This window comes from Bradyrhizobium sp. (genome assembly GCF_035309285.1).
In the GTDB taxonomy this organism is placed as follows: domain Bacteria; phylum Pseudomonadota; class Alphaproteobacteria; order Rhizobiales; family Xanthobacteraceae; genus Bradyrhizobium.
On record NZ_DATGFH010000132.1, the window covers coordinates 111,973 to 124,891 of the forward strand.

Below are 12,919 nucleotides of genomic sequence, written 5' to 3' on the forward strand. Positions count from 1 at the left end.
TTGGGGTGGGGTGTCTCCACGAGTCACACTGGTCGTGTGGAAAGAGTTTCCCCCACCCGCATCGCATCTTTCGATGCGATGCGACCTCCCCCGCAAGCGGGAGAGGTCAAGCGAGTTCACGGGGTGGGCCGCTTGATCTAACTAGCGCCTGCGCTTCTTGGCAGCCTTCTTGGACGCCTTCTTCGCCTTGGCCTTTTTCGCCTTGGGCTTCTTCGCCGCTTTCCTCTTCTTCGTCTTCTTCGCGGCTTTCCTGGCCTTGGCCGCCTTCTTCGGAGCTTTCTTGGCGGGCTTCGCCTTCCTGGCCTTCCTGGCCTTCCTCGCAGCCGGCTTCGCTGGCGCGGGATCGGCCGGCGCTGCGGCTGGCGTTGAGGCAGAAGGCTTCGGCTTCGCCGGTGCCTGCGCCGACGGTCTCGCCGCAGGCGTCACGCGGCCGCCGGCTGCGGCCAGCCAGAAGCGCAGCTCGGGCGACTTCACGTCCGGCCCCTGGATGTAGCGCTCCTGCCACTTGTCGTCGGCTTCCAGCGGCTGGCCGAACACGTCGGGATGCTTGCTCAGCAGGAAGCGCCAGGCGTAGTGGTCGTAGAGATCGAGTACATGGCAGGCATAGGCTTCCGCCAATCCGCGGTGGCCGCGGACGATCACCATGTTCTCGTCGTTGTTGTGGGAGGCGCGGAAGCCGAGATTGTGCGAGCCGGTGACGACAACACAGTCGTCGCTGAACGGATCGATCACCACGATCTTGTTGTGGATGATGGCAAAGCCGTATTTGGCGAGCTCGCCTTCCCAGGCGCCCGGAGCATCCTTCGCCGTCACGGCGCCCGCGGGCACCGCGCGATAATCGATCGATGCCGTCGGCTCACCTGCCTTCTTCGGCTTGCCGGGCTCGCCGACAACGGTGACATGCGGCCCTTTGTGGGGCGCGCCATCATCGGCAGTATCGGATCCGCTGCCGGCATGCAGGGCTTCCGAGAATTTGACGGCGCGCTGGGGGCTGGTCAGCGCGCCGCGCACGAAGAGGTCGGGGTTTTTCGCGAGCATCTTACCCGCCTCATCGAGGATCGAATTGTTGCCGGGATCGAACGCCAGGAACAGGATCGCCTGTTTCGCGCCGGCCATCAGCGCGAACACGCGCCCCATGTCGTTGGGCGTGTCCGGATTCTTCGACAGCTTGTGCGGCGTGTTCGGCGAGAACATGGTCTCGATGGACACGCCATTGCCGAGATCGATGGGGCTGGAAATCGATCCTGCGTTGTTGCTGTGGTCGTAGTCGCGCAGCGTCTTCGACTGCAGCGCGTTCTTGTTGCCATGGGCGGCGTCGACGTCGGCCTTCAGCGCGTTCCAGTAATCGATGTAGCGCTGCGCGACATCTTTCGATTCAATGATCAGCGCATTGTTGGTCTGGGTGCAGAGCCCGGTCGAGGTCCAGTTGGTCGAGCCGGACAAGACCGCCGTCGGCGTATTGTTCTCTGTCAGCACCATGAACTTGTTGTGCGGGATATCGCCCTTGCCGAGGATGCGGTCGATGACGTTGACGCCGGCTGCCTTGAGATTGTCGCGGTTGTCCTTGTCCGAATCGTCGGTGGTGTTGGACTGCTCGTTGCCAAGGATCACGTTGCGGCTATGCGGATTGGCCTGAAGCTGCTTCTCGAGCCCGTTCGGATCGTTGAGCTCATAGAGCGCCGCGTGGATGATTCCGCCGTCCTTGTCGGCGCGGGCAAGCAGCGAGGTCACGCCCTCCTGCAACTGACCCATCAGACGGATGCGGATGGGGTCGTTGGGATCGGTGATGTGCTTGCCGAGCTCATCGACATTGGGGTGGCCGCCGAGCGCCTCGCTCAGCGCCTGCGTTGCAGTGATGCCGCGGTTGAAATAGGCGGAAAACGGCGGACGGCTTGGCGTCAGCGTGACCTTGTTGCTCAGAAGCGGCGCGACGCCGGCAAGCGGAGTCAGGGTCGAGCCCGCTTGACCTCCCATCGGCACGATGCGGTATTGATAGGTGCCGCCGCGCTTGGCGTACAAATCCTTCCACCAGAATTTCTGCACCGGCGCCTGCTCGGTGGTGAACTTCGCGGCCTTGTCCTGATTTGCAAAGCGCGCGAGCGCCGGCAGAACCGTCTCCTTGTTGCCGGCATCGACATCAATCTGATGGATGGCAAAGCCGAGACAACCATCGAGGTGACGATCGAATGTCCAGGCGACAACAGCAATATCATTGTTTGAAAAAGCGATTGCGGGCATCGAAACAATCCTTGAGCTCGCGGGAAACAATAACGCTTAAGTTGCGGAAGACTAATACCACTCGCGAAAAACCGCAAATTGCCCGGTTCACAAATCACGTAAAAATGTCGGCGGCATGAAAACCTCGAGGACTTCCCCAAGGAATACCCAAGAAACATGACATGGTCCTGCAATCGCTCACCGGATTGCCGGCCTTCCCGGTCTATTTCTGCACTGAGAAGCGGCACTTTACCCGCAGATTGACCGTCAGAACCGCCTTTTGCCGGAGTGGCGGCGGCGATTTGCAGTGCCGGCGACAGGCGCGTCGCCCTGAACGTTCGGCACATTCGTCGCGCCGTAAGGACTGCTGCCGTAAGCCTTGCCTGCTCCTTCATTCCTTTGTTCGAGAGCTGCCCTGCCTTCAGGCGTGAGCTGCCCGCCATTCAGGACGTCCCGGTCCGGATGCAGCGACTCGAATGCCGCGGGCTCGCCGAACTGCGCGTGGGCTGCTGTCGATATGAGAGCCGTAGCCGCAGTCACCGCGGCGGCGATGGCATGACGGATGCGAACAACCATGGGTGGTCTCCAATCGAAAGAGGGGTCGCGGCTCGCTCGCCTGGTCGGAGCGCCCCGGTAAAATCCCGGTGCTTTGATATGTGTGGTTGGCGCTCCAAAAGGCTCGATCAGCGCAAATCACGCTTGCGTGCGGGATGAGACAGGGGCGGATCAGCCGACTGCGTCCGCCGTGGCTCAACGAGCGAAGGCGGAAGGCGTAATCCGCCGACATGCTTCGACACAACTCTCATCTGCCACGCCGCACGTCGTGTCGAACTGTCGCCCAACGTTCGGTCCAAGTGGGCGCCGGCTTTCCGGGGACGTGGCATGGCGGATTACGCTTCGTAGTCCGCCCGATCACCAACCCTGCGCGATGAAAACGCCAACAGTCCCGCGGCGACGAATGCCAGCAAAGCTGCAAGCTGAAAGGTCTTCTGGAAGCCTTCAAGGAAGCCGTATTTCACGTTCAGGATTCCGAAGACCAACAGGACAACCGAAGCGGCGGTCACGGTGCCGAGCGTTCGCGTCAGCAGCACCAGGCTGCCGGCAACGCCGCGATCCCGGAGCGGGAGCGCCGCGGTCACGATATCCGAATAGGCAAGCTGGAACAGGCCGACGCCGACACCCTGCACGGCAAGCCCCGCAATCCTTAAGATCGTCGGGGTCTGCTCTGTCCACGCGCCGAGCAGCAGCAGACCGCCACCAACTGCCACTGCGCCCGCGATCGCCAATCGTTCCGTGGAAATATGCCGTCCGGCCATGCGCCCGGCGATCGGGGCGGCCAGCACGGCGCCTGCCGCTGCCGTAGCCAGGATGATGCCGCTTTCAGTCAGGCTATAGCCGGGCACCCGCGCCAGAAAATATGGCACCAGCAGCCAGACCGAAAACGCTGCGAGATTGGCCAGCACGCTGACGAGATTGAGCAGCGCGAAACCCGGCTGCCTGAGGATCTCGATGGCTATGATCGGACGTGCAGCACGTGACTCGCGGACGATGAAGGCCGCAAAGGCTGCGGCGGACAGGAGCGCGAACCAGATGGCGGAGAATTCGCGGATGCGATTGAGTGCCAGCAGCATCGTGACCAGGCCCAATATCAGCGCGAGGCCACCCGGGATGTCAAAGCGATCGGCCGCCTCGCGCCGTGGCGATGCCGGCATGCCGCGCAATAGGAGCAGCGCCGCGACGGCAATCGGGGCTCGGAACCAGAACACCGCCGGCCAATCCCAGGCCGCGGTCAGGGCGCCGCCGAGAAGAGGACCAAGCATCAAGCCGAGCGAAAGCATCATGGTGTAGATGCCAAGCGCCTGACTGCGTCGATTCTCGCCATGGAGATTGATCACCAGCGCTGCGCCACAGCTCAGCACCAGTGCAGCGCCGACACCCTGCAGGCAGCGAAAGAAAAGCATCGCGCCAAAGCTTGGCGACCAACCGACAAGGAGCAGCGCAACCGTGCTCCAGATCAGACCAATCCGGAAGACACGCGCATGACCGACCGCGTCGCCAATGCGCCCCAGCGCCAGAAGCAAGCTGGCATAGGTCAGGACATAGCAGATCACGACCCATTGGATGTCACCGATCGAAAGGTCGAACCCACGGGTAATGGCGGGGAAGGCAATATTGACTGACGTGTCGAGCTGCGTCGCGGCCGTGCCGAGCCCGATCATGGCGACCTGCCAGGGCTTGGCGTGGAGCAGGCCCGTCGACGAATGAGGATGATCGTGTTTGGAAATCGAAGTCACGCTGAAATCTAGCCGGTTTGAATTCATCCCGGCAAGGGAACGAGTACGCAGGATGCGTTAAGCCAACGGGTCGCGCGTACGCGCGACCCGTTGGTTCAAATCATCCGACAAGCTAAATCAATCACCGCGATAGACGGCCTCCATATTGTTTCCGTCCGGATCGAGAACGAAGGCCGCGTAATAGTGCGGCCGGCGCTCGCCGGGCGCTCCATTGTCGGTGCCGCCGGCCTTGAGAGCAGCCGCATGGAACGCATCGACGTCCGACCGGCTCCTGGCCGCAAAGGCCGTGTGCTGCCTGACCGAATGCGGATGAAAACGATCGATCCAGAACACGGGATAGGCGACGCCGTAGCCGATTCCGTCGGTCCCCACGCCCTCGGGCATTTGCATCACCCTGCGCAGCCCCAGCGCGCCGAGCGCAGCGTCATAGAACAGGGCGGAACGCCGGACGTCCGCAACCCCGATGCCGGTGTGGTCGATCATGGAGTGTCCCCGAGGTTGGCGCGGCCCTTGGGGCGGATCAGCAACCTGCCCGCCGCAGCTCGAAGAGCCACGGCGGAAGCGTAGTCGCCCGCCAGGTTCAGGCGCAATACCGCGTCGCGATTGCGCCCTGCTTGCCTTTGAATCACGCTTGCGTGCGAGGGCTCGTCGCCGGTCCAAAACGACGCCTTTTCCGTGCATGGGAGCCGGGGCTAGGCGCATCGCCTTGCGATCGCAACGCCTGCTCTTGGGAACATCGTCCCAGCCGCCGTGTTGCCTTTCGAGGCAATGGCGTCGTGGCGTTCAGGACTTGATCCGCTTTTAACCCGATGGAGGTTTTCATGTTGAGAAAGGCTGTTATCCCGCTCGCTATCGCGGCAGCGGTCGCGTTCGCGCCGGCGAGCGTGTCTGCGCGTGGCTTTGGCTTTCACGGCGGTTGGCACGGCGGCGGCTGGCACGGCGGCGGCTGGCACCGCGGATTTGGTCCCGCTGTGGCCGGTGGTTTGATTGCGGGCGCCCTGATCGGAGGCGCCGTGTCGTCCGCCTATGCCTACGCCCCGGACTACTACGACGGGTACTATCCCGGAGCCGTGGGGTACTATCCGGGGCCAGTCTATGGTGGATATTACGGATATTACGGCAATGCGGGCTGCCCCGAGCCCGGGTACGGCGCATACTACAATTGCGGCGTCTACGCTGTGCCGGGATACGGCCCGTAGGCACTCGCCTATTGAGCCCGTGCCCGTAGCCCGTAGGGCGGATTAGCGGCAGCGTAATCCGCCGCAAGGCTATGACGCGATTCTCTGGTGGTGATCGCTCGGCTCGCCAGATGTGGGATTACGCCTGCGGCTAATCCGCCCTAGCCTGCACGACCCCGCACCCGACGGGCAAATCGCTTCGTCTAATCAGAATCCATTCCAGTTAAGTCAAGCGCTTTCGCGAAAAATATTCTTCTTCCGTTTTCCAGAAGATCATGGTTGTCTCCCGCATCCCGAGTCCCTTGAGAGGGACGTATCGCGATCGTCACGGACGTTGGACACGGGACGCGGTGGACGTGAGGATGCTCAGCGCGGCTTGCCGCGCCGACGAAAGCATTCCTTGCGGACGAGTGAAATCGTGCGGTCCCGACGCCCCGACGCTGGCGTCAAGCTTCGCTCCTGATGATGGGCGATGCGACGGAGGCTAACAAGCCCGGTACTCCGGGGAGACCACGTATAAGCCGTAAACCATCGCGCAGGGAATGCCGGAGTGTGTTCGGTTGTACCTGTGGACTGCTCGTGTGCGTTTTTTGCGCATTTGCTGCACACGAGGCGCGCGGGTGCAACGGCACCCGGCATTCCCTGCGCCCTTGATCTTCGAGGGCGACGAATGATGCATCGCTCGGGCGCATCAGTGCCGCGGGAATGCGGAGGTGTGCCCGGCGTCGTCATTGCGAGGAGCGACAAGTCGGTCCTCGCAATGACGGCGAGCGCTGTTTGACAATTGAATCGGATTCGTAGGGTGGGCAAGGCGCCCTTGCGCCGTGCCCACCAATCATATCACGCGGAAGCGGTGGGCTCGCTTCGCTTAGCCCAACCCTACCGGCTCTGAATTCGCGGAGAGAACCCTCACCCGACTAGCTTCGCAAGTCGACCTCTCCCGCTCGCGGGAGAGGTGAAGAGGAGATCGCGGCTAGCGCGCCGCGACGACCTTCAGCGGGGCGCGGGCGCCGCCGCGGGTGGGGTTTACCTGATAGAGGCCGCGCCTGTCGGGGACGGGGCGGAACGCATCGGTGATGCCGACGACCGACTCGGCCGCGCCCAGCATCAGCATGCCGTCGGGCTCGATGATCTTCGCCATGCGCTCGAAGATGTTGATCTTGGTGTCCTGGTCGAAATAGATCAGCACGTTGCGGCAGAAGATCACGTCGAATTTGCCGAGATGCGAAAAGTCCTGCAGCAGGTTGAACTGCCTGTGCTGGATCATGCCGCGCAGCTCCGAATTGATCTGCCAGAGCTCGCCGGTTTGCGCGAAATACTTCACCAGAAGCTGGATCGGCAGGCCGCGCTGCACCTCGAACTGGCTGTAGATGCCGGACTTCGACTTCTCCAGCACCTCCTGCGACAGATCGGTCGCGACGATCTCGAAACGCCAGCCGGCAAGGGCTGCGGCCTTTTCCTTGAGCAGCATCGCGATCGAGTAGGGCTCCTGCCCGGTCGAAGACGCCGCCGACCAGATCCGCACCGTCTTGCGGGTGACGCGCGAGGTCATCAACTGCGGCAGGATGGTATCGCGCAGATGATCGAACGGGATCTTGTCGCGGAAGAAGAACGTCTCGTTGGTGGTCATCGCCTCGACCACCTCGGTCGTGAGCGCCTCGGCGCCGCCCTTCACGAGCCTCGAGACCAGCTCCGGGATGCCGGAGAGGCCCGCCTTGCGCGCGATCGGCACCAACCGACTCTCGACCAGATATTGCTTGTCGGCGGAGAGATCGAGGCCGGAGCGCTCCTTCAGGAGCTTGCGCAGAAAGTCGTAATCGAGCGGCGTCATGTGCGGTCTCCCGCAAACAGCCGGACCAGTTTCGGCGCGATCTCTTTCAGCGGCAGCACCGCGGCGCAGATGCCGGCATGCGCCGCCGCACCCGGCATGCCCCAGACCACGCTTGACGCTTCATCCTGCGCGATCACGCTGCCGCCCGCGGCGACGATGTCCTTGCCGCCGCGCGTGCCGTCCGAGCCCATGCCGGTCAGGATCACCGCAAGCGTAGCACCCTGCCAGATGTCGATCGCCGAGGTGAACAGGGGATCGACCGCAGGCCTGCAGAAATTGACGGGAGCATCGTCACCGAGTGCGATCGTCGCTTGCGCACCGTGACGCACCACGCGCATGTGGCGGCCGCCCGGGGCAAGATAGATCGTACCGGGCTTGATCGCCTCGCCGTCGATCGCCTCATGCGCCGGACGCTTGCTCGAACGCGCGAGATGCTCGGCGAGAATGGTGGTGAAGGTCGGCGGCATGTGCTGGGTGATCAAGACCGGGAAGCGGTCGATCACCGGGCCGAGCTCGGTGACAAGCGACATCAAGGCCTGCGGGCCGCCGGTCGACGAGCCGATCAGGAGGACGCGCGGCGCATGCGCGCTGAAGGCGCGGCGCACGACAGCGGCTTGCTTGGGCGCGACTGCCGGCTCGCGCGCCTTGTCGACGCCATGCGGCAACGCGGGCGCGAGCGGCGGAGCGTGGGCCGCGCCCGGCGGGCGGCGCAACTTGGCGCCGAGGTGGCGGATCTTCTGGATCAGGTCGTGATGGAATATCTCGGCCGCGGTCGGCTCGCGGGTGGTCTCGGGCTTGGGGATGTAGTCGGAGGCGCCGAGCGCCAGACACTTGAAGCTGATCTCCGCGTTGCGGCGGGTCAGCGTGGAGGCCATGATGATGATGAGGTCGCGCTTCTTGGCGAGCAGCTTCGGCAGCGCGGAGATGCCGTCGAGCTCCGGCATCTCGATATCGAGCACGGCGACGTCGGGCTTGATGCGCTCGAGTTGCTGCACCGCCTCAAGCCCGGTGCGCAGCGAGGCCGCGACCACCATGTCCGGCTCGGCGCCGATCCAGCGCGAGATCAGACCCCGGATCACGACGGAGTCATCGACCACCATGACCCGCAACGGCTCCTGCCGTGTCGGAGACGGGGTCGAACTTGCCAACGCAACACTCATATTTCACCGAACCGTACTGAAGCGGCACTCAAGGACTCAACAACGCCGCAGGCCGTTTGAGCCAACGGTTCGATCGCAGGGCCGATCAGATCAGCCCGACTTCCTGGAATTTGGCCGTGACGATGTCCTTGTCGAACGGCTTCATGATGTATTCGTTGGCGCCGGCATGCAGCGCGCGGGCGATATGCGCGACGTCGTTCTCGGTGGTGCAGAACACCACCTTCGGACTGTCGCCACCGGGCATGCGGCGCAGATTGCCGAGGAACTCGTAGCCGTCCATCACAGGCATGTTCCAGTCGAGCAATACCGCTTCCGGCATCGAGCGCCTGCAGGCCTCCAGCGCCTTCTCGCCGTCTTCCGCTTCGACGATCTGGAAATCCAGGCCTTCCAGGATTCGCCGTGCAACCTTTCGAATGACGCTTGAGTCATCGACAACAAGACATGTTCTCATGGCAGCCTCACTTGTTTTCAGTTCCCCAACGGGGACATTTCCATTCCAGTTTGCCGCGCCCGACGCGTTACGCGGCCTTTGCATCCGGCGCGAGTTCGAGCACGCGATCGACATCGAGGACGACCATGAGCTGGCCGTCGAGGCGGTGGACGCCTCCGGCTAGCTTGGCCATGCGGGGGTCGAGATTGACGGGGTTCTCCTCGCGGCTGTCGTCGGGCAGCCGCAAGACTTCGCCGATCTGATCGATCAAGAGGCCGTAGGATTCGCCGCGCAGATCGACCCCGACCGCCATCGGCGGCTTGCCGTCCTCGCTTTTCGGAAGCCCCAGGCGAGCCCGCATGTCGATCACCGTGACGATGCGGCCGCGCAGATTGAGCACGCCCGCGATTTCACGCGAGGCCAGCGGCACGCGCGTCACGCGCTCCGGCATGAATACGTCCTGCACGCGCGAGATCGGCAGTCCGAACAACTGGCCACCGATCATGGCGGTGACATATTCGGCGACGGCGCCTTCGATGGTTTCGGTCTTGCTGGTCATGCTCTGATCCCTATGCCCCCGCTCATGCCGCCGCCCGGTTGATCTCGGCGGTCTGCTCCTTGAGCGCCGCGATCAGCCCGGGGCGGTCGAACTTCGCAACGTAGTCGTGGAACCCGGCCTGACGGCCGCGCTCGATCGCCGCCGGCGATACCAGCGAGGACAGCGCGATGATCGGCATCGAAGCGAGATGCGCATCGGAGCGGATCGTCTCGGCGAACTCGAAGCCGTTCATGTCGGGCATTTCGATGTCGGTCAGCACCACGTCGAAGGATTGTCCCGAGCGCAACGCGACCAGGCCTTCCTGCGCGCTCGGGGCGACGCGAACCTTGTAGCCCGCGGCTTTCAACACCGGCGCCAGCATGTTGCGGAAGAACGCGGAGTCGTCGACCAGAAGCACCGATTGCGCGGACAGCGATGGACGCATTTCCTTGCGGCTGAACCAGTCCGAGAACGCCATCGGCAGGAAATGACCGACATCGATCACTTCGGTCGCCTGGCCCTTGATCACGGCGGAGCCGAGGATGCCTTCGCTGGAGCCGGCCACCTCGATGTTGAGGCGCTCCTCGACGATGTCGATGATCTCGTCGACCACGAGCCCCATCGAGCGGCCATCGTCGGCAAACACCAGGATCGGCTGGGAGCCGGAGGTTCGGACGTCAACCCCGTGCATCTGCACCAACGGCATCAACTGCTCGCGGTACTGCACCATCGAGCGGCCATTGGAGAGCTCGATCTTTTCGGCCGCGATTTCTTCCAACCGCGTGACCAGACCAAGCGGCACCGCCTTGGGCTGGCTTGAGCCGGCGCGGAACACCAGGAGCGACGTCAACTGCTCGGCGGTGGCGGCGCGGTGCGCCGCATTCTCGTCGGCGATCTCATGGCCGGCGTTGCCCGAAGCGCCGAGCGCCTTGGCAATGCCGTTGGGGTCGATGATCATGATGACGGCGCCGTCGCCCAGAATGGTGTTGCCGGAAAACATGTCGATGTGACGCAGCTTGGTCGACATCGGCTTGACCACGATTTCCTCGGTGTGGAACACGCCGTCGACCACGATGCCGAAGGTCTGGCTGCCGACCTGGGTCACGACGATGAAGCCGTTTTCCGGATCGGAGGAAGAGCCGTCGTCGATCTTGAGCAGCTTCTTCAGATGCATCAGCGGCAACAGCTTGTTGCGCAGGCGCAAGACGGCCGTGTCCTTGATGCGCTCGATGCGGTGTTCGGAGTTGGCGCGCGCCCGCACCAGTTCGACCACCGAAAGCTGCGGGATGGCGAAGCGATCGCCGCCGGCTTCCACGATCAGCGCCGAGACGATCGCAAGCGTCAGCGGAATCTTGATGGTGACGGAGGAGCCTTCGCCGGAGACCGACTTGATGTCGATGGTGCCGCCGATCTGATCGATGTTGGTGCGCACCACGTCCATGCCGACGCCGCGGCCGGAGACGCTGGTGACGGCGGCCGCGGTCGAGAAGCCCGGCGCGAAGATGAACTTGTGGATCTGCGCTTCCGTCATCTTCTCCAGTTCAGCCTCGGTGACGAGGTTGTTCTGAAGCGCCTTTGCCTTGATGCGCTCGGTGTTGAGACCGCGGCCATTGTCGGCGATGCAGATGATGATGTGACCGCCTTCGTGATAGGCGGAGAGACGGATCGTACCGGTCTCCGGCTTGCCGGCGGCGGCGCGCTCGGCAGGCGTCTCGAGCCCGTGATCGGCCGAGTTGCGCACCATGTGCGTTAGCGGATCCTTGATCAGATCGAGCACCTGGCGGTCGAGCTCGGTGTCGGCGCCGTGCATCTCGAGTTCGATCTGCTTTTGCAATTCGCTCGAGAGGTCACGCACGATACGCGGCAGCTTCTGCCACGCATTGCCGATCGGCTGCATGCGCGTCTTCATGACGCCTTCCTGCAACTCGGCGGTGACGTTCGACAGCCGCTGCAACGGCACCTTGAATTCGGTATCCTCGTTGCGGCGGGAAATTTCCAAAAGCTGGTTACGCGTCAGCACCAGCTCGGACACCATCGTCATCAGGTGCTCAAGCGTATCGACATTGACGCGGATCGACTGGTTGGCGACGCGGTCGGCTTCGCCTGCGTCCACTTCCACCGCGACCTTTGCCTTTTTGGCGGGAGCCTTGGAGGCCTTTTCAGCCACAGCCGCCGGCTTGGCTCCCGCCTTGGGAGCGGGCGCAGCGCCGGCTTCGGCCTTCGGCGCCGCCTTTGCCGCCGGCGCCGGTGCGGGCGCTGTAACTTCGGTCGCGGTCTCGCGGAAAGCACGCTCCAGCTCGTCGAGCGACACTTCGCCCGGCCGCAACTCGCGTTCCAGCACCTGATAGGTCAATTGGCCTTCGGTGTTCGCCGGCGCAGCCGGCACCAGCGGCGGCGCTGCCGCCTCGACAGGCGCCGCTTCCATCGCGGCCATACCGCGTTCGACCATCTGGTGAAGCTGCACGATCAGGTCCTGATCGTTGCCTTCGGGCTCGGCCTCGGTCGCTTCCAGCCCGCCGAGAATTTCCTTGATGCGGTCGATACTGCCCAGGATCAGCGTCACCGCTTCGGCCGTGACCGGCATGCCGTCACGGAATTTGCCCATCAGCGTTTCGCCGGCGTGGGCGAGCGCTTCGAGCCGTGGCAAACCAAGGAAACCGCAGGTTCCCTTGATGGTGTGTACCAGACGGAAGATGTTGTCCAAAATCTTGGCATTGTTCGGCTCTTGCTCGAACCGCACCAGCTGATTGTCGACGGTGTCCAGGCTTTCGCTGGTCTCCGTCAAAAACTCTCTCAAAAGATCGTCCATGAAATCTGGCCTTCACCCCACACGCGCATTCGGCACGCTTTCCGAGTGTGGCCAGCTTCTATGCAAAGCGTTTAAGTTTGGTTGAGTAAGTGGAAAAGAACGGCCTCAACAAATAGATAAGCTGAACCCGTAGAATACCGGGGTCGCGATGATGCGTTTGGTTACGCTTCGTTAACCCCTTCGCCGGCGCAGCGACACGTTCGAACGCCGCGCGCCACCGCTCATGCCAACCGAAACGCCGTCATTTCAGCCGCGCGACGTTTCAGGCCGCCGTGACCACCACCGATTCGCCCTCGGCCACCAGCTTGACGCCCAGCCCGCAGGACTCGGCGAGCAGGCGCGTATAATACGGCTGCACCGAATGGGCGTCGCTCGCCGCGATCTGCCCCGAACCCAGGATATCGGCAATATTCTGCGGCAGCCGCGCATTGAGCCCGCTTGCCGTGACGCGGAAACTCATCG

General features: G+C 63.3%; 11 protein-coding genes. 1 reads left to right on the forward strand and 10 read right to left on the reverse strand.

Features of this window, described 5'->3' with window-relative positions; all coding sequences use genetic code 11:
• Positions 1-141 precede the first annotated feature (141 nt).
• The 4 genes from VKR55_RS24895 to VKR55_RS24910 form a co-directional block, all read right to left on the reverse strand.
• Positions 142-2,238, reverse strand: a complete 2,097-nt coding sequence (locus VKR55_RS24895) for a phospholipase D-like domain-containing protein (protein WP_324407512.1) — start codon at positions 2,236-2,238, stop codon at positions 142-144.
• 246 nt (positions 2,239-2,484) lie between these two features.
• Positions 2,485-2,793: a hypothetical protein gene (locus VKR55_RS24900; RefSeq protein WP_324407514.1), complete on the reverse strand. Its 309-nt coding sequence runs from the start codon at positions 2,791-2,793 to the stop codon at positions 2,485-2,487.
• Between the two features lie 314 nt (positions 2,794-3,107).
• The gene (locus tag VKR55_RS24905) at positions 3,108-4,511 is read right to left on the reverse strand and encodes an MFS transporter (RefSeq protein WP_324407515.1); all 1,404 of its coding nucleotides are present in this window, start codon (positions 4,509-4,511) and stop codon (positions 3,108-3,110) included.
• 117 nt (positions 4,512-4,628) lie between these two features.
• Positions 4,629-4,994, reverse strand: coding sequence for a VOC family protein (locus VKR55_RS24910; RefSeq protein WP_324407517.1), 366 nt, complete (start codon positions 4,992-4,994; stop codon positions 4,629-4,631).
• A gap of 338 nt (positions 4,995-5,332) precedes the next feature.
• Here VKR55_RS24910 and VKR55_RS24915 point away from each other — a divergent pair, with 338 nt between their 5' ends.
• Positions 5,333-5,710 (forward strand): hypothetical protein, encoded by a 378-nt coding sequence (locus tag VKR55_RS24915; RefSeq protein ID WP_324407519.1) that lies wholly within the window; start codon positions 5,333-5,335, stop codon positions 5,708-5,710.
• 952 nt (positions 5,711-6,662) lie between these two features.
• On the opposite strand, the gene VKR55_RS24920 is transcribed toward VKR55_RS24915, so the two are convergent.
• From VKR55_RS24920 to VKR55_RS24945, 6 genes are all read right to left on the reverse strand, one after another.
• Positions 6,663-7,520: a CheR family methyltransferase gene (locus VKR55_RS24920; protein ID WP_324407520.1), complete on the reverse strand. Its 858-nt coding sequence runs from the start codon at positions 7,518-7,520 to the stop codon at positions 6,663-6,665.
• Positions 7,517-8,680, reverse strand: a complete 1,164-nt coding sequence (locus tag VKR55_RS24925) for a protein-glutamate methylesterase/protein-glutamine glutaminase (RefSeq protein WP_324407522.1) — start codon at positions 8,678-8,680, stop codon at positions 7,517-7,519. The genes VKR55_RS24920 and VKR55_RS24925 overlap by 4 nt, the downstream gene beginning before the upstream one ends.
• Before the next feature lie 85 nt (positions 8,681-8,765).
• The gene (locus VKR55_RS24930) at positions 8,766-9,131 is read right to left on the reverse strand and encodes a response regulator (protein ID WP_324407524.1); all 366 of its coding nucleotides are present in this window, start codon (positions 9,129-9,131) and stop codon (positions 8,766-8,768) included.
• A gap of 67 nt (positions 9,132-9,198) precedes the next feature.
• Complete coding sequence (locus VKR55_RS24935) at positions 9,199-9,669, reverse strand: chemotaxis protein CheW (protein WP_324407526.1); 471 nt, start codon at positions 9,667-9,669, stop codon at positions 9,199-9,201.
• Between the two features lie 22 nt (positions 9,670-9,691).
• The gene (locus tag VKR55_RS24940; protein WP_324407528.1) at positions 9,692-12,457 is read right to left on the reverse strand and encodes a hybrid sensor histidine kinase/response regulator; all 2,766 of its coding nucleotides are present in this window, start codon (positions 12,455-12,457) and stop codon (positions 9,692-9,694) included.
• Positions 12,458-12,719: 262 nt separating this feature from the next.
• The coding region (locus tag VKR55_RS24945) for a histidine phosphotransferase family protein (protein ID WP_324407530.1) at positions 12,720-12,919 on the reverse strand (200 nt) is incomplete at its 5' end.

What these genes read in the sequence shown, in the direction of transcription:
- VKR55_RS24930 (WP_324407524.1), bottom strand. Translation starts at nt 9,131, where the DNA reads ATGAGAACATGTCTTGTTGTCGATGACTCAAGCGTCATTCGAAAGGTT.
- VKR55_RS24910 (WP_324407517.1), bottom strand. Translation starts at nt 4,994, where the DNA reads ATGATCGACCACACCGGCATCGGGGTTGCGGACGTCCGGCGTTCCGCC.
- VKR55_RS24895 (WP_324407512.1), bottom strand. Translation starts at nt 2,238, where the DNA reads ATGCCCGCAATCGCTTTTTCAAACAATGATATTGCTGTTGTCGCCTGG.
- VKR55_RS24935 (WP_324407526.1), bottom strand. Translation starts at nt 9,669, where the DNA reads ATGACCAGCAAGACCGAAACCATCGAAGGCGCCGTCGCCGAATATGTC.
- VKR55_RS24915 (WP_324407519.1), top strand. Translation starts at nt 5,333, where the DNA reads ATGTTGAGAAAGGCTGTTATCCCGCTCGCTATCGCGGCAGCGGTCGCG.
- VKR55_RS24900 (WP_324407514.1), bottom strand. Translation starts at nt 2,793, where the DNA reads ATGGTTGTTCGCATCCGTCATGCCATCGCCGCCGCGGTGACTGCGGCT.
- VKR55_RS24920 (WP_324407520.1), bottom strand. Translation starts at nt 7,520, where the DNA reads ATGACGCCGCTCGATTACGACTTTCTGCGCAAGCTCCTGAAGGAGCGC.
- VKR55_RS24940 (WP_324407528.1), bottom strand. Translation starts at nt 12,457, where the DNA reads ATGGACGATCTTTTGAGAGAGTTTTTGACGGAGACCAGCGAAAGCCTG.
- VKR55_RS24925 (WP_324407522.1), bottom strand. Translation starts at nt 8,680, where the DNA reads ATGAGTGTTGCGTTGGCAAGTTCGACCCCGTCTCCGACACGGCAGGAG.